The organism is Mucilaginibacter endophyticus (assembly GCF_003351025.1).
Lineage (GTDB): Bacteria > Bacteroidota > Bacteroidia > Sphingobacteriales > Sphingobacteriaceae > Mucilaginibacter > Mucilaginibacter endophyticus.
Window position 1 is genome coordinate 21197 of the sequence record NZ_QPCG01000005.1, and the last position, 20853, is coordinate 42049.

The 20853-nt window shown below is 42.8% G+C and carries 20 protein-coding genes; 10 read left to right on the forward strand and 10 right to left on the reverse strand.

Annotated features, from left to right (window positions below; all coding sequences use genetic code 11):
• Positions 1–224: 224 nt before the first annotated feature.
• On the reverse strand, positions 225–617 hold the full coding sequence (locus DUL71_RS20160) for an HIT family protein (protein ID WP_114939797.1): 393 nt from the start codon (positions 615–617) through the stop codon (positions 225–227).
• Positions 618–737: 120 nt separating this feature from the next.
• Positions 738–1211 carry a transcription elongation factor GreA gene (gene greA, locus DUL71_RS20165; protein WP_114939798.1) on the reverse strand — a complete coding sequence of 158 codons (474 nt, stop codon included), beginning with the start codon at positions 1209–1211 and terminating at the stop codon, positions 738–740.
• 384 nt (positions 1212–1595) lie between these two features.
• Between greA and DUL71_RS20170 the strand changes: the two genes are divergently transcribed.
• Positions 1596–2549: a hypothetical protein gene (locus DUL71_RS20170; protein ID WP_114939799.1), complete on the forward strand. Its 954-nt coding sequence runs from the start codon at positions 1596–1598 to the stop codon at positions 2547–2549.
• Positions 2550–2648: 99 nt separating this feature from the next.
• On the opposite strand, the gene DUL71_RS20175 is transcribed toward DUL71_RS20170, so the two are convergent.
• Genes DUL71_RS20175 through DUL71_RS20185 form a run of 3 tightly spaced genes read right to left on the reverse strand, consistent with a single transcriptional unit; the run spans position 2649 to position 4769 of the window.
• Complete coding sequence (locus tag DUL71_RS20175) at positions 2649–3893, reverse strand: RNA polymerase sigma factor (protein ID WP_114939800.1); 1245 nt, start codon at positions 3891–3893, stop codon at positions 2649–2651.
• 45 nt (positions 3894–3938) lie between these two features.
• The gene (locus tag DUL71_RS20180) at positions 3939–4283 is read right to left on the reverse strand and encodes a YciI family protein (protein WP_114939801.1); all 345 of its coding nucleotides are present in this window, start codon (positions 4281–4283) and stop codon (positions 3939–3941) included.
• Between the two features lie 33 nt (positions 4284–4316).
• Positions 4317–4769 (reverse strand): carboxymuconolactone decarboxylase family protein, encoded by a 453-nt coding sequence (locus DUL71_RS20185; protein ID WP_114939802.1) that lies wholly within the window; start codon positions 4767–4769, stop codon positions 4317–4319.
• 175 nt (positions 4770–4944) lie between these two features.
• On the opposite strand from DUL71_RS20185, the gene DUL71_RS20190 reads away from it, so the two are divergent.
• From DUL71_RS20190 to DUL71_RS20200, 3 genes are all read left to right on the forward strand, one after another.
• Positions 4945–6030 (forward strand): acyltransferase family protein, encoded by a 1086-nt coding sequence (locus DUL71_RS20190; protein WP_114940202.1) that lies wholly within the window; start codon positions 4945–4947, stop codon positions 6028–6030.
• Between the two features lie 186 nt (positions 6031–6216).
• Positions 6217–6813 carry a TlpA family protein disulfide reductase gene (locus tag DUL71_RS20195; RefSeq protein ID WP_114939803.1) on the forward strand — a complete coding sequence of 199 codons (597 nt, stop codon included), beginning with the start codon at positions 6217–6219 and terminating at the stop codon, positions 6811–6813.
• Between the two features lie 23 nt (positions 6814–6836).
• The gene (locus DUL71_RS20200) at positions 6837–9098 is read left to right on the forward strand and encodes a response regulator (RefSeq protein ID WP_114939804.1); all 2262 of its coding nucleotides are present in this window, start codon (positions 6837–6839) and stop codon (positions 9096–9098) included.
• Between the two features lie 6 nt (positions 9099–9104).
• Here the strand turns inward: DUL71_RS20200 and dinB are convergent, their stop codons facing one another.
• The 3 genes from dinB to DUL71_RS20215 form a co-directional block, all read right to left on the reverse strand.
• Entirely contained in the window at positions 9105–10223 is a 1119-nt protein-coding gene (gene dinB / locus DUL71_RS20205) for a DNA polymerase IV (RefSeq protein ID WP_114939805.1), read from the reverse strand.
• 385 nt (positions 10224–10608) lie between these two features.
• The gene (locus DUL71_RS20210) at positions 10609–11166 is read right to left on the reverse strand and encodes a DUF922 domain-containing protein (RefSeq protein ID WP_114939806.1); all 558 of its coding nucleotides are present in this window, start codon (positions 11164–11166) and stop codon (positions 10609–10611) included.
• A 25-nt stretch (positions 11167–11191) separates the two neighbouring features.
• On the reverse strand, positions 11192–12139 hold the full coding sequence (locus DUL71_RS20215; RefSeq protein WP_112570907.1) for an SPFH domain-containing protein: 948 nt from the start codon (positions 12137–12139) through the stop codon (positions 11192–11194).
• Positions 12140–12233: 94 nt separating this feature from the next.
• On the opposite strand from DUL71_RS20215, the gene DUL71_RS20220 reads away from it, so the two are divergent.
• Positions 12234–12422: a hypothetical protein gene (locus DUL71_RS20220; RefSeq protein WP_112571542.1), complete on the forward strand. Its 189-nt coding sequence runs from the start codon at positions 12234–12236 to the stop codon at positions 12420–12422.
• Between the two features lie 194 nt (positions 12423–12616).
• Here the strand turns inward: DUL71_RS20220 and DUL71_RS20225 are convergent, their stop codons facing one another.
• A complete protein-coding gene (locus tag DUL71_RS20225) occupies positions 12617–13771 on the reverse strand; it encodes a CapA family protein (RefSeq protein ID WP_114939807.1) in 1155 nt (384 codons plus the stop codon).
• A 63-nt stretch (positions 13772–13834) separates the two neighbouring features.
• On the reverse strand, positions 13835–14440 hold the full coding sequence (locus tag DUL71_RS20230) for a C40 family peptidase (protein ID WP_091209810.1): 606 nt from the start codon (positions 14438–14440) through the stop codon (positions 13835–13837).
• Between the two features lie 460 nt (positions 14441–14900).
• Between DUL71_RS20230 and pdhA the strand changes: the two genes are divergently transcribed.
• The 5 genes from pdhA (at position 14901) to DUL71_RS20255 (ending at position 20717) form a co-directional block, all read left to right on the forward strand.
• Positions 14901–15896 carry a pyruvate dehydrogenase (acetyl-transferring) E1 component subunit alpha gene (pdhA, locus tag DUL71_RS20235; protein WP_114939808.1) on the forward strand — a complete coding sequence of 332 codons (996 nt, stop codon included), beginning with the start codon at positions 14901–14903 and terminating at the stop codon, positions 15894–15896.
• A gap of 137 nt (positions 15897–16033) precedes the next feature.
• The gene (locus tag DUL71_RS20240; RefSeq protein ID WP_114939809.1) at positions 16034–17689 is read left to right on the forward strand and encodes a dihydrolipoamide acetyltransferase family protein; all 1656 of its coding nucleotides are present in this window, start codon (positions 16034–16036) and stop codon (positions 17687–17689) included.
• Positions 17690–17925: 236 nt separating this feature from the next.
• Entirely contained in the window at positions 17926–18351 is a 426-nt protein-coding gene (locus DUL71_RS20245; protein WP_114939810.1) for a cytochrome B, read from the forward strand.
• A 249-nt stretch (positions 18352–18600) separates the two neighbouring features.
• The gene (locus DUL71_RS20250) at positions 18601–20010 is read left to right on the forward strand and encodes an anthranilate synthase component I family protein (RefSeq protein WP_114939811.1); all 1410 of its coding nucleotides are present in this window, start codon (positions 18601–18603) and stop codon (positions 20008–20010) included.
• A gap of 86 nt (positions 20011–20096) precedes the next feature.
• Positions 20097–20717 (forward strand): anthranilate synthase component II, encoded by a 621-nt coding sequence (locus DUL71_RS20255; RefSeq protein WP_114939812.1) that lies wholly within the window; start codon positions 20097–20099, stop codon positions 20715–20717.
• The last annotated feature ends 136 nt before the right edge of the window (positions 20718–20853 follow it).

The window sequence follows — 20853 nt, forward strand, 5'->3', positions numbered from 1 at the left end:
CGTGTTTAAAGCAACAAACCGCCTCGTAGAGTGAGGGGGATTTATTAAAGCGACAGATTGCCTCGTAGAGGCTACCTGTTTGTAGAAAAAGAATGCCCCCAATCTTTTTTGCTCCAAAGGAGCTACCCACTCACCAGGTGATGGGGTTTTCCACCACTATCGTCAACGAAAAAGCCGCATCATAATATAAATGACGCGGCTTTTTATTAAAACGCTTTCAATTATTATCCAATTGCCTGCCTGATCCGCTCGGCGGTGGCATTAAATTGCTCCGGTGTAAATTTTTGTTTAGGGAGCGAAAAATTGATACTGCTCATATCATTCATCGGTATAAGATGGATATGCGCATGTGGTACATCCAAACCCATAACCGCTATACCAACCCGCGGACAAGGAACGGCCTCTTTTAAGCCGATAGCTACCTTCTTTGCAAATAGCTGTAAGCCGGTATAAGTTTCATCGTCCAGATCAAAAAGGTAATCGACCTCTTTTTTAGGGATCACCAGCAGGTGACCTTCCGTAAGCGGAAAAATATCCAGAAAAGCCAAAAACTCATCGTTCTCGGCTACTTTGTAAGCGGGAATCTCGCCCGCAACTATTTTTGAAAAGATGGTCATGGATGGTGAATGGTTGATTATGTTGATTGGGTGAGTAGTTTCGTTGGATGTTGTAAAGTAAGTGGCTGATTATGAAAATGGAATAAAACTATTCTCCTAATCAACCACTCACCTAAATTACTACCTGCTTATCTCCAGAATTTCGAATTCGATTTTACCTGCAGGTACGGTAATTTCGGTTCTTTCACCAACCTTTTTGCCAAGCAGGCCTTTTGCTATTGGTGATGCTACTGAAATTTTACCGGTTTTCAGATCGGCTTCGCTCTCTGATACCAGTTGATAGCTCATGGTTGCACCGTTTTTCAGGTTTTTAATCTTCACAACGGATAAAGCCAGTACTTTTGAAGTATCTATTTTTGATTCATCAAGCAGGCGGGCATTTGCTAATGTTTCCTGCATTTGCGCAATTTTAGCCTCGTGCAAGCCCTGTGCTTCTTTTGCCGCGTCGTACTCGGCATTTTCCGAAAGGTCACCTTTGTCGCGTGCCTCAGCAATAGCTTTTGATATATCGGCACGGCCGGTTGTTTTTAATCTTTGTAGTTCTTCTTTTAATTTCTCTATACCGTCTTTAGTATAGTATGATACCTCTGCCATAACGCAAAAATTAATTAATATTCATTCTGTTGGTCATCCAAAAAAAACCGCCCTTCCCTATTTTAAGAAAGGACGCAACGCTTATAAAAGCAAACAAGACTATATAAGTCCGCAGCTTACATAGTCTTGCTTTTTTGGTATTTAACGAAGATAAGTGATTTAAGTTTTATTATCCAAATTTTTTTAGGGAGGAATTTTCAATCAAACTAATGGCCTGTAACATGTTAACAGGTAATGTACAACAACTCAAAACTCTAATTGCTACCTCCTTACCCGTTTGGCTTTTTGTTAAGCAGTGCAAGTGTGAATATCAGTTGATGGTATCTTTCGTTTGAATATGAAAGCTTTAATATATTTGTTCCGGTTCGCTAAGCCTTATTATCCATGCCTGATTTAAAAATCAAGTTTAGACGTATTTTTTTACCCCATTTACTGATCTTCACTGGCTTTATAATTGGATATACTCTTTTACATTGGCTGGTAATAGCCCGGTTTGAAGCTTTTGAACCTACCGAAAGAATATCAGCGATAGCTATTCCGGCTATTTTATGCTGGCTGCCTGTGCTACTTATATGGCGCTTGCCCGGGATACATTTACTTAAGCCCGAAGCGCAAGAGGGATATCCATTAATTCCTTACTATATGGTTATTTTGGCTTGCTTGCTCATACCAACAATATTTGCTCAATATTATATTGGTGCAGCCGCCGGAAAACTTAAAGTTTCAAATCATATAAACAGGGTTACTGATAAGCCGCTTGCCAAATACTATAAATTATCAAATGTTTATATAGACAGGCAGCATAGTTCTTTTCAATGTAACACCTTTATAACAACCAACGAGCGGACTAAACAAAGAGCTTCAAATCTTAATATTAACGTATATTTTGTTTGCCCCATTTACGACGGCTCAACTAAAGCAGAGTACGATACTGTTTTAAATAGCTTAAATAGGCCGGTTTGTTGGTTTGGACAAGAATACGAAGAAGTTGTAAGTGCAGGAAAAGAAGACGGTTACAATAACCGGCAAATACAAGATTTTATTAACGATGCTACCCGCCGTTTCAAAGGAAAAGAGCAACCTGTGTTTAATTATATGGAACGGATGTATAACAACGGATCATATCAAGCATATCTTGCCGCTGTCAACAAGCAACTTGCAGCTCCGCTTAACGATGCAATCATTTTTGAAGGTCGGGAGGTCCCTTATCAGCAACGATTTAATCTTAGCTTGTTGATGGCAATTGTAAGTTATGTCATTACCAATATTATCTGGCTTGTGTTGATATCAAATACGTCATTAAAAGAAAATGAAAATGCTGACTCAAAGCAGTATTAAATACAGATAATATTATCCATGGTGCTTCTGCCTATCCTTATTACAATCAAACCTGATCTCATTTCTTATTCTTTCGCTCAGCAAATTATTCTAATGTCATTAATGATTTAGGTATTGCTTGATCTGCTCAATGTTCCTGTTCATTGTAGCCTTGTCATTTGCAGATGTGGCCAGCTTCATGGCCGTTTGGTAATGTTGTAATGCTTTTTGATTATCCACATCAGTATACAAATTACCCAATAGCGAGTAATAAAAATGGTTATTGTTGAGGTTTAACTTTTCTGCCTCGGCTATCGCGGCGGGCTTGCCGTTGGTTTTGGCAAGGGCGAAGGTGCGGTTTAAGGCGGCTATAGGCGAATATTCCATAATAAGCAGGTTGTTATATAGCTGCAAAATATTTTCCCATTTTTCGGGCGTATCTTCCTTAATGGTATGCCAATAGGCGATGCCCGCTTCAAGATGATATTTGGTGATAACTGTTCCGGTTGATGCCTGGTTTAGATGGTAGATACCTTTATTAATCAAATTCCTGTCCCAAAGCGATTCGTCCTGATCCTCATACAGGATCATGGTGCCATTGTCATTAGTGCGGGCCTCAAAGCGTGAGGCATGGAAACACATCAAGGCAAACAGGGCGTTCACTGCCGGGGTATTGGTAGCCGGGTTTTCGATAAGCTGATAATTGAGCCGCATAGCTTCGGCACAAAGGTCATGACGGAGCGTGATATTTTGAGAGATAGAATAATATCCTTCCGAAAATAACAGGTAGATGGTTGTCAAAACGGTTTCCAGCCGGTTGCCTATCTCGTTCAAGGTTGGCTGTTTGATTTGGATACCGGCTTCCTTCAGTTTATCTTTAGCGCGGTTTATCCGTTTGTAAATAACCTCTTTGTTTGCTAAAAAGGCATCGGTAATTTCCTGGATCCCAAAACCGCAAAGCAAATTAAGGGCAAGTGCCACCTGTGATTCGGCGGAGATCGCTGGGTTACAAACCGTAAACATCATGGCCAGCTGGCTATCGGCAATGTTTTTGGTGGATAGGTCTATCTCTATTTCGCCGGTACTATCGGTAGTATATTTTATTTCGGGCGAAAGCTTTTGCTTAAAAATGGTGTCCCGTTTCAGATAGTTTTTGGTTTTATTTTTTGCAACCGTGTAAAGCCAGGCCGTAGGGTTATCAGGTAAACCTTTCAGGCTCCAGTTTTCGGTGGCCGACAGAAAAGTATCACTTACAATATCCTCGGCAATTTCAATATGTTCGATACCGAAAAGCCGGCAAAGTACTGCCACTATTTTACGATACTCGGTACGGAACAGGTGAGGTAAAAGCTCTTTAGGTTGCATAGGTAAATAAAAATGCCTTTGCAAAAGTACAAAGGCATTCTTGGTTTATACAGTAGGCACAGCCATTCGTACCTCAACGGTAGCTCCCCATTGTAATACCGGGCAACCTTTGGCAATCTCAACAGCATCGTCATAATTTTCGGCCCTGATCATTAACAGGCCGCCTATAGATTCCTTAATTTCGGCATAAGGACCATTGATCACTGTATTTTGTTTGATCACCCTGCCATCGCCATCCCAGCGTTTGGGTGGAGCAACCAGTTTATTTTGGGCCGCGATGCCGCCTATCCAATCCTGGAAGGGTTTAATTGCCGCCTGCATTTGCTCTGGAGAAGGGCTGGCATCCTTACTTTTCAAATCCCTGTGGATCACTAACAAAAACTCATTCATAAGGCTATGTTTTAATTTGTTAATATAGGTTGTTTATGCATACTGACCAACCTGGTAAGTACCCGGAGTATTTGGGAACGACAGGTTGATGCGGTTCCAGGTGTTAATGGTTGTAACGGCCATGGTAAGGTCAACCAACTCTTCATCGCTAAACTGTGCTTTAGCGGTAGCGTATACGGTATCACTTACATGGCAGGCGGTAACGGCCTCCGCCCAGGCAAAAGCCGCCCTTTCACGGTCTGTATAGTATGGCGACTCTTCCCAGGCGCTTAATCCATATAAGCGTTGTTCGGTTTCGCCCTTTGCACGTGCATCTTTATAATGCATATCAAGGCAGTAAGCGCATTTATTAATTTGTGATACCCTGAAATTTACCAATTCAAGAAGCGCTGCTTCAAGTGATGATTTTTTGATATAAGCTCCCATGGCAAATAATGGTTTAAGGGCGTTCTGTCCTTTTTCCCACATGCTCAATCTTTTTTCCATTTTGTTTTAAAATTTATGTTGTTAAAACCGAATGACAACCATGGTTTGCAGATTGGACAAAATGGGGAAAAAATATTTTATTTTTTTCATCGGCATAAAATTCGGGTCTTTTATCCGGCAGATTTTTGTTTATTTAGCAAATCAGGTTCCTGCATCTAACCTGGATAATATCAACATGGAAAAACTAAATCCCGGAATCCTTAAAACCAAGCAACATTTTGAAATTCTTGACGGCCTGCGGGGCGTAGCCGCAATAGCAGTAGTTACCTTCCATTTTATGGAGATTGCTTATAGCGACTATAGCAAGGATTTTATAGGTCATGGTTTCCTGGCGGTTGATTTTTTCTTTTGCCTTTCGGGCTTTGTAATTGGCTACGCTTATGATGACAGGATTGGGAAGATGGGTGTTATGGAGTTTTTTAAGTCGAGGCTGATCAGGTTGCACCCGCTTGTTGTTATAGGATCAGTATTGGGTTTGTTAAGCTTTTTGTTTGATCCCTTCAGTACGCAGGCTATAACCCGGAGTGCAGGGAGTATATTACTGTTATTTCTTAGTTCGGTATTAATGATTCCTAACGCCACAATGGACGAGCGGTATTTTAATCTCTTTGGTTTTAACGCGCCGTCATGGTCATTGTTTTGGGAGTATATAGCTAACATTGTTTATGCGCTTGTGCTTTGTCGTCTTCACAGGCGTTATCTCATCATCCTTGCTGCAGTTTCAGCGGTTGGTATTTGCTATGTGGCTGCGCATTCGGGTAATTTAATGGGCGGCTGGAGCGGTGGTACGTTTTGGGATGGTAGTGTACGTATAGCCTATTCCTTTACCGCGGGCTTGCTGGTTTACCGCTATAATCTCATCATTAAAAATAAGCTTGGTTTTATCGGGCTTTCTATTTTATTGATGCTGGCTTTTCTGTCGCCGTTCTCATCATGGAACTGGCTTTCCGAGCCTTTCATAGTTATCATTTACTTCCCGTTAATGGTTTCGCTGGGAGCAGGTGCTGTTCTTAACAACGGCTTACGTAAAATATGTGTTTTTTCGGGAAATATCTCCTATCCCTTATACATGACCCACTATGCTGTGATGTGGGCGTTTGGCAATTATTTCGCGGCGCACAAACCCGATGCCCTTCACCTGGCATACATCATTATTCCCGGATTAATTGTATTGGTAGCATTTGCTTATCTTGTTATGAAGGTATACGACATCCCTTTGCGCCGCTATCTTACTGAAAAACGAAAACAGGCTATTAAGTAAAAAGCAAGGTTTTTTGGTCATTAAATTAAAGGTTAAATAACGCGCCCTTTAGTGCAGGTTGATTTAAAACCTGTATGTTTAAAATGCTGAAGAAGTGTTTTTTATACACCAAAAAGCGTTATTTTTACAAGTGGTTTTTTGCAGTTTTTCATTCATTTTGAGTGATATGCAGAAGGCTTTGGCACAATGAGGAAAACGTTAGTTATTGGTTGGCTTGTTTTATTACTTGCTATTGTTGGCGCATTATTTTGGTATAATGAGTTGCAATATCAGTTGCCTACGCCGGTACCCGAAAACTATAAACCGGTAAAATCAGGTACAGTTGTTTCCATCAACCCAAGGCATTTTAAAGACCACAGCAAGCCTTTGTTTCTGCACTTTTTTAACCCCGGTTGCCCGTGCTCAAGGTTTAATGTTAAACAATTTAAAGCTATTGTTGAGCAGTATCGCGGGCGGGTAAACTTCGCTATCGTGATCATGAGCAGCAAGCATTTTACCGAAAGCGAGATCCAGGACAAGTTTGGCATGAAACTACCTGTAATATTTGATCCTTCCATTGCCGAAGCCTGCGGGGTTTACTCCACACCACAGGTTGCGCTGATTGATACTGAGAATAAATTATACTATCGTGGCAATTATAATATAAGCCGTTACTGTACCGATGAGAAGACGAGCTTTGCCAAAATAGCAATTAACGGTTTACTTAGTAACAATACCCGACTCACATTTAATAAATTGGCGCTAATATCATATGGCTGTCGATTGCCCGATTGTCATAATTAACATACCCCTAAGTTCAAATAATAGTGACTGCAGCTATAGCTCATAACATTAACTTCCAAACCGAGATCAAGGATCGCTCAGACCGGTTGATGGATTACTTCCTGCCTGTGCATTTTGCGGTTGGGTTGGCGCTGGCCTTCTTTTATGATACCTGGCTTATAGCCTGTGGCGTTGGTGGCCTTTGCCTGCTGGCTTATTATACCGCTAAAATTGCCCTGCCTCAATCATCGCTATATCAATATGTATTGGCCTCGGTGCTCGGCATTTTTATGGCCCAGTATATATACCAAATGCACGGTATGTTTGAAATGCACTTTTTTGCCTTTATTTCAAGCGCGTTGCTCATCACTTATCAAAACTGGAAACTACAAATTCCTCTGTTGATAGTGGTTATTATCCATCATGCTACTTTTAGCTATTTGCAGGATATAGGGTATGGTAATATATTTTTCACCCAACTCAATTACTTCGATCTCCAAACATTCATTATCCACGTATTGCTTACCGGGGTAATCATGTTTATATGCGGGCTGTGGGCATACCAGTTGCGTAAATACAACGAATTAAGGATAATACAAACGCTGCAAATGGCCGATCTGCAGCGTGAAGCACAGCTATCGCTGGAGCGGAAGCATAATGAGGAGGTTTTGGCAGCGGCAAATAAAGAGTTGAACCATTCAAATCTCGAACTTCAAAAAGCACGCCTCGCGGCCGATCAGGCCAACCAGGAGAAAAGTATTTTCCTGGCTACCATGAGCCACGAGATCCGTACGCCTATGAACGGGGTTATCGGTATGTCGGCCTTGCTGAATGAAACCGAGCTTAATGATGAGCAGCGGATGTTTACCGAAACCATCATCAATTGTGGCGAAACATTGATCCATGTGATTAATAATATCCTTGATTTTTCCAAGATAGAAGCGGGCAGCCTTGATCTTGAACAGGACGATTTTAACCTGAGGCAGAGCATTGAGGATGTAATGGATATGTTTGCCGTTAAAGCCGGACAAATGGGGCTCGATCTGGTTTATGAAATTGATGAAGATGTTTCTCCAAATATCATTGGCGATCCGCTGCGCCTTAAACAGGTACTTATCAATCTTGTAAATAACGCCATTAAGTTTACCGAAAAAGGAGAGGTTGGTATCAGGGTAAGTTGTGTTGAAAGGCAACCTGACGGTTTGCTGAAACTGGGCTTTGATGTTTGGGATACGGGCATTGGTATCCCGAAAGATAAACTGCACCGACTGTTTCGCGCGTTTTCACAGGTTGATTCATCCACTACACGTAAATACGGTGGTACCGGTTTGGGCTTGGCAATTTGTCAAAAGCTGGTGACGCTCATGGGCGGTACTATCGGGGTTAAAAGCATACCCGGTGTAGGAGCGAAGTTTTCCTTTACCATTAATGCCTACCCGGGTGAGGCATCGCAACAGCATACATCTGGCTTTGACCTCAGTGAATTAGAAGGGAAGAAAATATTGGTGGTTGATGATAACCAAACCAACCTTTCTATCCTGGAACGCCAGTTTGATAACTGGAACCTTAAAGCCATAACCGCCGAATCAGCTGCTGAGGCATTAGTGATACTCCAAAAAAGTAAGGATATTGAACTGGTTATTACCGATATGCACATGCCGGTGATGGATGGCGCTATGCTGGCTAAGGTGATTAAGGAGGGCTATAGCCATTTACCGATCATATTATTAAGCTCAGTAGGTGAAGACTTTATAAAGGATCAGCGCTCACTCTTCACTTCTATCATGAACAAGCCTATCAAACAACAGGTGCTTGGTAAACAGGTTTTCATGGCGCTTAGAAATAACTCGACTCCAACAGAAGACAAGCAGGCTAAAACCAAACTTTCGGTAGATTTTAGCGATAAGTATCCGTTCAGGATTCTCATTGCCGAAGATAATGAGGTTAACCAGCACGTTATTAAGCACATCTTAAGTAAAATGGGCTATAAGCCGGGTATAGCTAAAAATGGCATTGACGCCATTGAAGCCCTGTACCAGGACGATTATGGATTGATATTAATGGATATGCAGATGCCTGTTATGGACGGGCTGGAAGCTACCCGGGTTATCCGGAAAGATGGCGTTAAACAACCGGTTATTATAGCACTCACCGCTAATGCCATGACCGGCGACGAGCAGGAATGTTTACAGGCCGGCATGAATGATTACCTGAGCAAACCGGTAAAATTGGATGAGCTGATGAACAAGCTATCCAAATGGTATACAGTGGTCAATAATAAAGCGATATCCCGTTCGGAAGTCTAACATTTTTTATAATTCCAGTTCCAACTGGTCGCCGGGCCCAAGCTCACGGTCATCGCGCTGCTTAACCTGCAGCTCGCCAAAGTTTGAAAGTGAAATACCCAGCAGGCGTACTTTTACATCGTCAACGCCGGTAGCAGCCATGAGTTGTTTGGCCGTATTGCTGATGGTTTCAAGATCGTTTACAGGCGTTTGGAACGATTGATTTCTGGTGATCTGTTTAAAATTGTGATATTTTACTTTGAGGGTGATGGTACGGCCCTTCAACTCATATTTAAGCAGGCGATTGTGTACCGTTACTGCTATCTTATCAAGTTCAGCCTCCATCTCCTCCAGGGTAGTTAAATCATAAGCAAAGGTATCTTCAGCACCCAGTGATTTGGTTTCACGATGTGGCTGTACTTCGCGGTTATCGATGCCTCGTACTATCTGATAGTAAAATTTGCCTACCTTCCCAAAGTGACGGGTAAGTTCACTTTCTTCCAGTCGTTTAAGATCGGCGCCGGTATGCAGACCCATTTGTTTCATTTTTTGAGCAGTTACTTTTCCCACGCCAAAAAACTTTTCGACAGGCAGTTGCTCCATAAAGTTTTCGATGCTTGAAGGGCCGATGAATTTAAGTCCGTCCGGCTTATTGATATCTGATGCTATTTTAGCCACAAACTTATTGATGGATACGCCTGCCGAGGCGGTAAGCTGCAGCTCATCCTTAATAGCCTGTTTAATGAGTTTGGCTATCTCAATGGCCGAACCAATATCCTGCTTGTCGTTTGTTACATCCAGATAAGCTTCATCCAAGGAAAGTGGTTCGATCAGATCGGTATAGCGACTAAATATTTCACGGATATGTTGTGATGCTTCCCGGTAAACATTAAACCGGGGGCGTACAAACAAAGCATGCGGACAAAGCTGTAAAGCTTTTTTTGATGACATTGCCGACCGTATTCCAAACTTCCTGGCCTCATAACTTGCTGTTGCAACCACGCCGCCACGCCCTTCGGGCAAACCGCCAACAACCAGCGGCTTCCCCCGGTATTCCGGAAAATCCCGCTGCTCAACCGACGCGTAAAATGCATCCATATCAATATGGATAATTTTACGATGTGTATTGGACGATTGCTCCGTCATGGTGATGAAAGCAAATATAGGCGGGTTGCAGGCTTATAGCAAAGTATAGATGTCGGTGAACCCAAACAGAGGTAAGCATCCACGCTTGCATTACGAATCTTTCTTAACTCACATTCTTTGCAGGCCATAAATGCTGAAGATGAAAGTAGCCTGAAAAACAAATAAAAACCATGTCATTGCGAGCGAAGCGTGGCAATCTCGTAGCCAATGTATGTCCGACCTGCATAGCTACGAGATTGCTTCGTCGTCCCTCCTCGCAATGACATAGTTTTTTGCACAAACGTTCCCAACAATCCATTCTCTTTCCAGCACATTTGGTTGCGAGCAAGTGCAAAGTTTTTGTCCATGGTTCAATCGAAAGACGCTTGAGCATGCAAAGGAGAAACTAACTCTCCGTATCCCCAGGCAAAAACCTAAGCTTTTGCTGAAAATACATATCCCAGCTATGCTGTTGCTTACGATCGGTCATATGAACCGTATCCTCGTCGTAATCTGCATTGAGCTGTTTGTATTTGGCATCGATGCGGTTAAAGATAGACATAGCCTCGTAGTTGTAGTTATTGCTGAAGCGGGTGCGGCTTACTATGCGTAACAATTCCTGCTGCTCTAAAAAAGCGATAGTATAATGCCCTTGCTCATGTTTTAAGATCTCGGTCATTTGCTGAGGGGTACTAACCCGGCTCCTGTCCAGCCACGATTTGTTGTTATTAAGGATAAGCCTGATATTAAAATTAAGCCGGTAGCCCCCGCCCTCACGCCGGGCCTGGTAGCGGTAATCGATGGTGCAGTTTGTATAAGCAACAACGCCGCCGGCATTAGCCCGCGGCGTTCCCCAAAAATCATTGGCAGTAAGCTGATGAAATGATTGCGCCGAAGCCGACGTGATCACTGCAAAAAAACACATGGCCGTTAGGCCTATCCCTTTCACTATATTTCTTTTCATTTAAAAAAATGGCGGTTTTAAACTTTTACTTTTTGACGTTGTCGGTATGTAAAAGGTTTAAGGCCATCATTTCTTTTAACGTATGTTGCATCTGATCGGTTGAGCCATCAAGGAAAATAACATTCCCTTTTGAGTTTTCCGAGAAGTGTTTGATGGATTCTGTCCACATGGTGAACAAAATCACCGAGGTATCCATATTAGCTTCGGCCATTTCTTTGGCGGCTACGGTCATACCACGCGCAACCTCCTCACGGAACAGCGCTATACCCTGACCTCGTAATTGTGCTGCCTCACGCTCGGCCTGTGCCGATATTTTGATGGCGTTACCCTCCGCCTCTGCGGCCTTGGTTTTGGTGATGAGCAAGGCCTGTCCTTCGTTTTCGGCAGCGGCTTTCAGGTTGTTTGATGCCACAACCTGGCTCATGGATTTCATGATCACATCGTCAAAAGTAATATCATTTAATTGCAGGTCTTGCAGGTGGTAGCCCCAACCTTCCAGTATCACGTCCAGTTGTTCCTTTACGTGCTCAACAATATCGCGGCGCAGTATCAATACTTCGCTTTGGCGTTTGGTAGCTACAAAGGCGCGGATGGATCCTTCAACGGTGCGGATGAGGGCCTGCATCAGGTTACGTTCGTCGACAAATTTAAAAGCTACGTTTTTAATGGTTTCTTCCTGTTGATCCAGAACTGAGTAAAGCAGCATCGCCTTAAAGTAAACATTAGCCTGATCATAAGTTACGGCCTGGAACTCCAGCTCGACAGAGCGGTTTTGGATAGAGATCTTGGAGTAGATGTTTTCGATGAAAGGGATCTTGAAATTTAACCCCGGAGTAAGGATGCGGCGGTACTTGCCAAATACGGTGATAACTACTATTGTGCCCTGTTTTACAGACACAAACGAAGTAAAAATGGTAATAAGGATAACAACAAAAATGATTATTGTTACCAATGATCCAACTGATTCGGGCATGGTTCGGTTTATTATGTTTAGAATAAAAGTAGCATTAATTATTGGTGTGCTATTTGTTTTTTAAAAAATGCTCATAAAAAACAGCGCACCTATCATGAACTTAAAACGAACATTCGGAACGATATTGAGCGTGCTTGGTATCATTGGTCTGATATACACAGGCATAGCTATTATAAACCACAGCGCTCAGGTAACCACTATGGTGGTAATAGGAATCATTTCGCTCATATTTTTCTCAACAGGTATTGGCCTGGTAAAAAATACTAAAGATGAAGCGGCTTAAATAGCCGGATTCAGGCTGTACAATTGACTCGCCCGGTCTGCGCTTCGCTGTACCACCCTCTCTCCGGCTTCGCCGCAAAGAGGAAATAGAAATAAAAAGACAGAGCCCCTCTTTACGCTTGCGTAGAGAGGGGTGACAAGCGTAGCGATGTCGGGGTGAGTTAATACGGCACCCACTTCTTGCCCCTTTCCTGTTTATAAATTCTCGCTCTGAATAACCGGATTCAGGCTAATCTCCCCGGTGTCGGATATTATCAAGCCTGCATCGGGGAAGTCGGTTTCAGTAAGTTGTTTGATCCGGACGGCGGCCCGGTTGAGCGAATCAAGCCCCAGGCCTTTGTCATGTGCTTGCCTCAGGGATATAATGCGGCCATTCAGAAACTCCCCTTTTTTATTTAGTTTCACTTTTAGTAAAGGAGCCAACCCACAAACACCTGCCACGCTCACACTTTTATAAGTACAGAAATTACCGAGACTATAAGCGATGAGCCGGTTTTTATAAACCTCCATTGCGCGGCTCACATGCGGGCCATTACCTAATATGATATCGGCACCCGCGTCAATGGCGTTATGCGCAAAGGCATGCACATCTCCACGTTTTTCGCTGATGAATGATTCCATGGCAAAAGGTACGTGCTCATAGTCCACACCTTCACCGCCACCATGAAAAGATACGATGACAATATCACATCGCTGTTTCAGTTCGCTGATGATACGGGTAGCGTTTGTTAGGTTGAGGATAGGCAGGGTATTAGCATTGGGAGCAAAGGCACAAAAACCATACTTAACACCATTACGTTCAAATACGGTTGATGGATGGCTAAGCAAGCCGCCATAATTAATGCCTATGCTATCGAGTACGCGAGTGGTACTCATGCGGCCGGTGTCACCAAAATCGCCGATGTGGTTATTAGCCAGGCTAAGTAGGTTAAACCCTGCATCTTTAAAAACGCCGGCATAGGCTGTCGGCATCCTGAATAAGTAAGCTTTACTGCGTTGATGCAATTTATAGTGGGCAGGGTTACCCCCGTCAAGCAAACTTCCTTCAAGGTTACCAAATGTTACATCGGCATTTCTCAGTTCGTCGGCTATAACAGTAAAGCTGTTTTTGGCGCTATCCGGTGGGAGGGTATAATCATTAGGGTATGATGTTCCAAGCATCATGTCGCCAACGGCAGCTATAGATATAGCATCATGATTAACAACAACTGCAGGTTTGGCAATTGCGGCGGTGGTATCGGGTTTAGGTTTAGGAGCAGGCGCCAGTATTTGTTTTTTATTGGGCGGGTGATTACACGCCTGTAAAAACAGCGCCAGGCAGGCTGCTGTAAGCAATAAATGAAATTTCATTATAAAAAAAATCCCCTCATTGAGGATGAGGGGACTAAATTAGTTTATTTATTTCAAAATCGTTTAGTTCTTGCTTTCGTCTACGTCGTCGCCCATATCGTTGTTACCCGTGGATGCCGAACCTTTAAACTCATCTTTAAACGAAGCTAACAACCTGCCGCCTTTATAAAAGAAACGGCTGTAATAAGCATCATCCAAGCTGCTGATTGCAACACCTCTTGATGAGGCATGAGCAAATTTATTATTGCCCAGGTAAATACCAACGTGCGAAATGCTGCGGCTGTGAATCTTAAAGAAAACCAGATCGCCTTCTTTTAACTCGTCTTTAGCAACAGGATTAACCATGCTGAAAATATCGCGTGAGTTACGTTTGATGTCAAGGTTAAAAACTTCGCTGTATAGTTCTTTTGTAAATGCCGAACAGTCGATACCTCTTCTTGAGCTTCCGCCAAAGTGGTAAGGGGTACCAATCCAATCATATACAAAGTGAAAGAGTTTCATGTTTGAGGTGGCAGATAAAGCAACTCCCATAATTTGGGAAAAGTATGCTTTACCTAAACTTTCCTGATCGTCTTTGTTGTCATCACTGGTGCTTGGGGCACTTTTTGTTTGAGCTTGTGAAGCTACGACGCTGAAAAGTAAGGCAATAGCCAGGGCAAATTTCTTCATTTAATCAGTTTGTTTGTTGAGTTAGGGCAACAAATTTTGTTTATTAAATCAGACACTATGTCTATTGTGCTCTACAAAACTATTTATATTTTTTAAATTTGCAAATAAAAGTGCCTTATTTTTCGAAAAATATAAAAAAGTGCTTTTTATTACACATCAATTTAATAAGCAGGCTCTTGTACGTTTAACAATGTAATTTGGTTGTAATTATTTTTTAGCATTCAGATAACAACAACCCTCTATAAACTTCATAAAACGATAATTTATTGCCTGGGGCGTGAGTTTTTTTAAGTTTAATTTTACCGAATGTTGCTATGCAAGGCCTATAATTGTGCGATTTACACGTTTTAAACACCGCCCTGGGCCACCAAATAAAATTTTGCAACAATTTGCTTGAGGTTTCGATATTTTGCAGGATATAATTAGATTTGCGCTTTACTCCAAAAAGGTTGTTTAATACATGAGTTCAATCGAAATAAACAAGGACACCTACCTGATGTGGTACGAACAGATGCTGTTAATGCGTAGGTTCGAAGAAAAAACAGGACAATTATACGGACAACAAAAAATCAGGGGCTTTTGCCACTTGTACATTGGGCAGGAGGCTGTTTTGGCCGGAGCTATGTCTGTAATTAAACCTGAAGACAGTTTGATCACCGCATACCGCGATCACGCTCACGCGCTTGCTAAAGGTGTAACTCCAAACGCCATTATGGCCGAGATGTATGGTAAAGTTACCGGTTGCTCAAAGGGCAAAGGTGGCTCTATGCACATGTTTGATAAGGAAAAGAATTTTTATGGTGGCCACGGTATCGTAGGCGGTCAGGTACCACTGGGTGCCGGTATTGCTTTTGCCGAAAAATATAAAGGTACCGAGTTTGTGAACATCGCCTACATGGGTGATGGTGCTGTACGCCAGGGTGCACTTACCGAAACTTTTAACATGGCTGCGCTTTGGAAACTACCTGTAATTTTTGTTTGCGAAAACAATGGTTACGCCATGGGTACTTCTGTTGAGCGTACTACAGCTCAAACTGATATTTATAAATTAGGTTTGCCATACGGTATCCCTTCATCAGCTGTTGATGGTATGGATCCGGCTGCTGTACACGTAGCAATGGATGAAGCCGTTCAGCGTGCACGTGCAGGCGAAGGCCCAACTTTCCTTGAAATGCGTACTTATCGCTTCAAAGGTCACTCTATGTCCGATCCGCAAAAGTATCGTACTAAAGAGGAGTTGGAAAGCTACAAAGCAAAAGACCCTATCGAAAGCGTTAAACAAACTATCCTTACAGAAAAATATGCTGATGAAGCATGGTTTGACGAAATGGACGCTAAGATCAAAGCTATAGTTGACGAGGCTGTTAAATTTGCAGAAGAGTCGCCATGGCCGGATGCTTCTGAATTATATACCGATGTATATGTTCAGGAAGATTACCCTTACATCAGGGACTAAGTTTTAAGTCGAAAGTACTAAGTCGAGGGTCTATAGTATTGGTAGTCGGATAAAGACTTCAGACTAAAAACTTCAGACTTTAGACTTCTCGCTAAGAAGAGACTATATTTATACTGAATTTATAATACTATTAATATATGGCCGAAGTAGTAAAAATGCCTAAGATGAGCGATACCATGACCGAAGGGGTATTGGCTAAATGGCATAAAAAAGTTGGCGATAAGGTTAAATCTGGCGATGTACTGGCCGAGATTGAAACCGATAAAGCTACCATGGATTTTGAATCGTACCAGGATGGCACATTGCTGTATATAGGTATACAGGAAGGTGCTGCTGCTCCGGTTGATGCTGTAATTGCCATTTTAGGTAAAGAAGGCGAAGATTACAAATCTTTACTTGATCAGGCTGGCAGCGGCGCTGCTGCTAAACCGGCCGAAGAAGCTGCTCCTGTAGCTGATAAAGCACCTGCCGCTACTCCGGCACCAGCCGCTCCAAAGGTTGATTTGTCAAGCATCCCGGCTACGGTTATCCGTATGCCGTTATTGAGTGACACCATGACCGAGGGTACCATTGAGAAATGGAACTTTAAAGTTGGCGATAAAGTAAAAGCTGATGATTCACTGGCTGATGTGGCTACCGATAAGGCTACCATGGAAGTTGTGGGCTATGAGGCTGGTACCTTATTATATATAGGTGTTAAAGAAGGCGAAGCCGCTAAAGTGAATGATATCATTGCTATAGTAGGTAAAGAAGGTACCGACATTACTCCGTTATTACAGGATGGTGGTTCGGCTCCTGCTGCCGAGGCTGCACCTGCTGCTGAAGCTAAAGCCGGGGAGACTGCACCTGCTGCTGCCACTGAAGCTTCTGCTACTGATGACGATAGCCGCGTAAAAGCATCGCCGCTTGCACGTAAAATAGCTAAAGATAAAGGCATCAATCTTAATGATGTAAAAGGTAGCGCTGAAGGCGGCCGTATCATCAAAAAGGATGTTGAGGAATATACACCATCTGCTAAACCGGCTGCAGCTCCTGCAACCGAAGCTGCTCCGGCTGCTGCATCTGCACCTGCTGCAAAAGCGCCTATCGTATTGCCAACCTTTACAGGCGAAGAGAAATTTAGCGAAAGACCGGTTACTCAAATGCGTAAAGCCATCAGCCGCCGCTTAAGCGAAAGCTTGTTTACTGCTCCGCATTTCTATGTAACCATGACCATTGATATGGATCAGGCAATTGCTGCCCGTACCCGTATGAATGAGATTGCCCCGGTTAAAATTTCATTTAATGATTTTGTTGTTAAAGCTTGTGCTGTAGCCTTAAGGCAACACCCTGCTATCAACTCATCATTCCTGGGTGATAAGATCCGCACTAACGAACACGTTCACATCGGCGTTGCTGTTGCTGTTGACGAAGGTTTATTGGTTCCGGTTATCAAATTTGCCGATGGTAAATCATTAAGTCACATTTCGGTTGAAGTGAAAGACTTTGCCGGCAAAGCAAAATCTAAAAAACTGCAGCCAAACGAAATGGAAGGTTCAACTTTCACCATTTCAAACCTTGGTATGTTTGGTGTTGACGAGTTTACTGCTATCATTAACACACCTAACGCTTGTATCCTTGCTGTAAGCGGTATCCAGGCTGTTCCGGTTGTTAAAAATGGTGCGGTAGTACCTGGCAACCTTATGAAGGTTACCCTGAGTGCCGATCACCGTGTGGTTGATGGTGCTACAGCTGCGGCCTTCCTGCAAACATTAAAACAATTATTAGAAGAGCCAGTAAGGCTGCTGATATAATTATTTCGGATATCGGATTTTCGATTTCGGATTTGGAAAAGCGATGGGTTTAGGCTCATCGCTTTTTTTATGGCTTCATATCATTACTAACACCATGTCATTGCGAGCTCAGTTCCTTGCCGACTCCTCGCAATGACATGGTTTTATTAACGGCATTCAATGTCTGCAAAAAATGACATAATGACCTAATGGCTTCAATGACCTTTATATTGTATATTCACAGCAAATTTTGATGTATGACACTTTATAGCTTTTTTAAGGAATTCCATTCCGGTTTCAGGTACATTGTTATTGTATTGGTATTGCTGGCCCTTGTACGCGCATTTATGGGCTGGCTGGGTAAAAAACCTTATGGCGAGGGTAACCGCAAGCTTAACCTGTTTGCGATGATTTCGGTGCATACGCAGTTTTTGCTGGGCATCATCCTGTTTTTTATTAGCCCGATGGTGCAGTTTAGCAAGGATACCATGAAAAATCCTATCACCCGTTACTTTACGGTTGAACACTGGGTTATTATGCTTATCGCTATCGCGCTGATCACCATTGGTCATAGCAAATCAAAGAAAGCGGCATTGCCAGAAGCTAAGCATAAAGCGATCGCTATCTTTTATTTGATCGGAATTATACTGATTTCGGTAGGTATAATGCTTATTCCACAGTAATTCTACGTAGCTAATAGGATTTAGCAAATAAATAATTTCACAAAAAATTTGACAATTCAAATTTCTTTATAAATTTGTGACCGCGATGATTAAAAACACACATAAAAACAGCTGGTGGCACCAATTAAATTGGCAGCCGGCTCGCGCGTTTTGATCAGAGACAACCTAATCAATTGTGAACCTAAATAGGAAACCCGGCGACCCCAATTCGCCGGGTTTTTTTTGTTTTAAGACATTTAAAAAATAAACATGAGCACATTTAAAATTACTACCACTTATAAAAAGCTACTGGCCGATACCACTACGCCGGTTAGCATTTACCTTCGCTTGCGCGACGTATTTCCCAACTCGCTGTTGCTGGAAAGTTCTGACTACCACAGCCGCGAAAACAGCACCAGCTACATTTGCTGCGAACCATTAAGCGGCATAGTGCTGAATAATGGCGTGCTAAAAAAGCAATACCCCGATGGCAGCCATGAAACCCATGAGCCCGGCACGTTTGAGCTGATAGAACAGATCAACAGTTTCATCGGCAGCTTTGAAACTGACTCGTTGCCGCTAAAAATGATCACCAATGGTTTGTTCGGCTATTTTACCCATGAGGCGGTTGAACATTATGAAACCATCAAACTAAAGCAAAGCGATAATACCGATCGTAAAATACCGGTAATGCAGTACCATATCTACAGGTACATCATCGCTATCGACCACTTTAAGAACGAACTCTACATCTTCCACAACCAGCCTGAAGGCGCTCCAACCAATGGCGGTATCGAAAAACTGGAATACCTCATCAAAAACAAAAACTTTCCCGAATACAGCTTCAAAAGTAACGGCGATGAAAAATCAAACCTCACCGGCGATGAGTTTATTGCTATAGTAGAGAAAATGAAGCAGCATATTTACCGTGGCGATGTTTTCCAGATAGTGCCTTCAAGAGCTTTTTCGCGCACTTTCCTGGGCGATGAATTTAATGTTTACCGTGCCCTGCGTTCCATCAATCCATCGCCATACCTGTTTTATTTTGACTTTGGCGATTTCCGGATCTTCGGTTCATCGCCGGAGGCACAGATCACCATAAAAAATAATGTAGCCAATATTTTTCCGATAGCAGGAACATTTAAACGCAGCGGCGACGACGAGAAAGACGCCGAACTGGCCCGTAACCTGGAGAATGACCCAAAAGAATCGGCAGAACATGTTATGCTGGTTGACCTGGCCCGTAACGACCTGAGCCGTCATTGTGAAAATGTAACGGTTAAAGCCTTTAAAGAGGTACAGTACTATTCACATCTTATCCACCTGGTATCGCACGTAAGCGGTAAGCTTAAACCCGGCGCATCGGCATTTAAAGTAGTAGCTGATACATATCCTGCAGGTACGCTGAGCGGCGCTCCCAAATACCGCGCTATGGAAATTATCGACGAAAATGAAAATATTAAACGCAGCTTCTACAGCGGCGCGATAGGTTTCCTTGGGTTTAATGGTGACTTTAACCATGCCATTATGATCCGCTCATTCCTGAGCAAGAATAACACTTTACATTACCAGGCAGGTGCAGGCATTGTAGCCGGCTCTATACCCGAAAGCGAACTGAGGGAGGTTGATACCAAGATCTCGGCCTTGCGCAGGGCTTTTGAGTTGGCGGAGGAGTTGTAGGTTACGCCCCCTAACCCCCTAAAGGGGGAACAATGGTGGACAAAGAAGTTATATAGATATACAGATAGTTTTAAGATAAAAATACAATGAACGAAAATACAAATACTAATCAAGGCACCCCCTTTAGGGGGCGGGGGGGGCGAATCCTAATAATAGACAATTACGATTCCTTTACCTATAACCTGGTGCATTTGGTTAATGAGCTTGGTCTGGAGTGCGAGGTTTGGAGGAATGATCAGTTTGCCATTGAAGATGTGGATACTTTTGATAAAATCATCCTTTCGCCGGGACCTGGTATTCCCTCTGAAGCAGGCTTATTGCTGGATGTGATAGAAAAATATGCCCCTACTAAAAGCATATTTGGCGTATGCCTTGGGCAGCAGGCCATTGCCGAAGCATTTGGCGGCAGTTTGTACAATCTTAACCAGCCGATGCACGGTATAGCAACGCCTATAAAAGTCACCGATGGAGAAGAAGAGCTTTTTGCCGGTTTGCCCGAAAGTTTTAAAGTTGGCCGTTACCACTCGTGGGTGGTAAGTGGTAATGATCTGCCCGATTCATTACAGGTTACTGCCATTGATGAGGCCGATAATTCGATCATGGCGCTTAGGCATAAGCAATATGACGTAAGGGGCGTACAGTTTCACCCCGAATCAATCCTGACCGATTTTGGGAAAGAAATGATGCAAAACTGGCTAAAGGCTTAGTTTTAAGGAATTATGATAACTTTGTTTTCTTTGATTATTAAAGAAATAAATCTATAATATGTCATTGCGAGCGATAGCGTGGCAATCTCGTAGCATGAAAAGCAAACATGCGAGTAGTTCTACAGGGACAGCTACG

Excerpts from the sequence above, each read along its gene's own strand:
- DUL71_RS20180 (WP_114939801.1), bottom strand. The coding sequence starts at position 4,283 with ATGAATGAGTTTTTGTTAGTGATCCACAGGGATTTGAAAAGTAAGGAT.
- dinB (WP_114939805.1), bottom strand. The coding sequence starts at position 10,223 with ATGACGGAGCAATCGTCCAATACACATCGTAAAATTATCCATATTGAT.
- DUL71_RS20230 (WP_091209810.1), bottom strand. The coding sequence starts at position 14,440 with ATGAAGAAATTTGCCCTGGCTATTGCCTTACTTTTCAGCGTCGTAGCT.
- DUL71_RS20175 (WP_114939800.1), bottom strand. The coding sequence starts at position 3,893 with ATGCAACCTAAAGAGCTTTTACCTCACCTGTTCCGTACCGAGTATCGT.
- DUL71_RS20195 (WP_114939803.1), top strand. The coding sequence starts at position 6,217 with ATGAGGAAAACGTTAGTTATTGGTTGGCTTGTTTTATTACTTGCTATT.
- pdhA (WP_114939808.1), top strand. The coding sequence starts at position 14,901 with ATGAGTTCAATCGAAATAAACAAGGACACCTACCTGATGTGGTACGAA.
- DUL71_RS20240 (WP_114939809.1), top strand. The coding sequence starts at position 16,034 with ATGGCCGAAGTAGTAAAAATGCCTAAGATGAGCGATACCATGACCGAA.
- DUL71_RS20210 (WP_114939806.1), bottom strand. The coding sequence starts at position 11,166 with ATGAAAAGAAATATAGTGAAAGGGATAGGCCTAACGGCCATGTGTTTT.
- DUL71_RS20225 (WP_114939807.1), bottom strand. The coding sequence starts at position 13,771 with ATGAAATTTCATTTATTGCTTACAGCAGCCTGCCTGGCGCTGTTTTTA.
- DUL71_RS20190 (WP_114940202.1), top strand. The coding sequence starts at position 4,945 with ATGGAAAAACTAAATCCCGGAATCCTTAAAACCAAGCAACATTTTGAA.
- greA (WP_114939798.1), bottom strand. The coding sequence starts at position 1,211 with ATGGCAGAGGTATCATACTATACTAAAGACGGTATAGAGAAATTAAAA.
- DUL71_RS20220 (WP_112571542.1), top strand. The coding sequence starts at position 12,234 with ATGAACTTAAAACGAACATTCGGAACGATATTGAGCGTGCTTGGTATC.
- DUL71_RS20250 (WP_114939811.1), top strand. The coding sequence starts at position 18,601 with ATGAGCACATTTAAAATTACTACCACTTATAAAAAGCTACTGGCCGAT.
- DUL71_RS20185 (WP_114939802.1), bottom strand. The coding sequence starts at position 4,769 with ATGGAAAAAAGATTGAGCATGTGGGAAAAAGGACAGAACGCCCTTAAA.
- DUL71_RS20160 (WP_114939797.1), bottom strand. The coding sequence starts at position 617 with ATGACCATCTTTTCAAAAATAGTTGCGGGCGAGATTCCCGCTTACAAA.
- DUL71_RS20255 (WP_114939812.1), top strand. The coding sequence starts at position 20,097 with ATGAACGAAAATACAAATACTAATCAAGGCACCCCCTTTAGGGGGCGG.
- DUL71_RS20245 (WP_114939810.1), top strand. The coding sequence starts at position 17,926 with ATGACACTTTATAGCTTTTTTAAGGAATTCCATTCCGGTTTCAGGTAC.
- DUL71_RS20170 (WP_114939799.1), top strand. The coding sequence starts at position 1,596 with ATGCCTGATTTAAAAATCAAGTTTAGACGTATTTTTTTACCCCATTTA.
- DUL71_RS20215 (WP_112570907.1), bottom strand. The coding sequence starts at position 12,139 with ATGCCCGAATCAGTTGGATCATTGGTAACAATAATCATTTTTGTTGTT.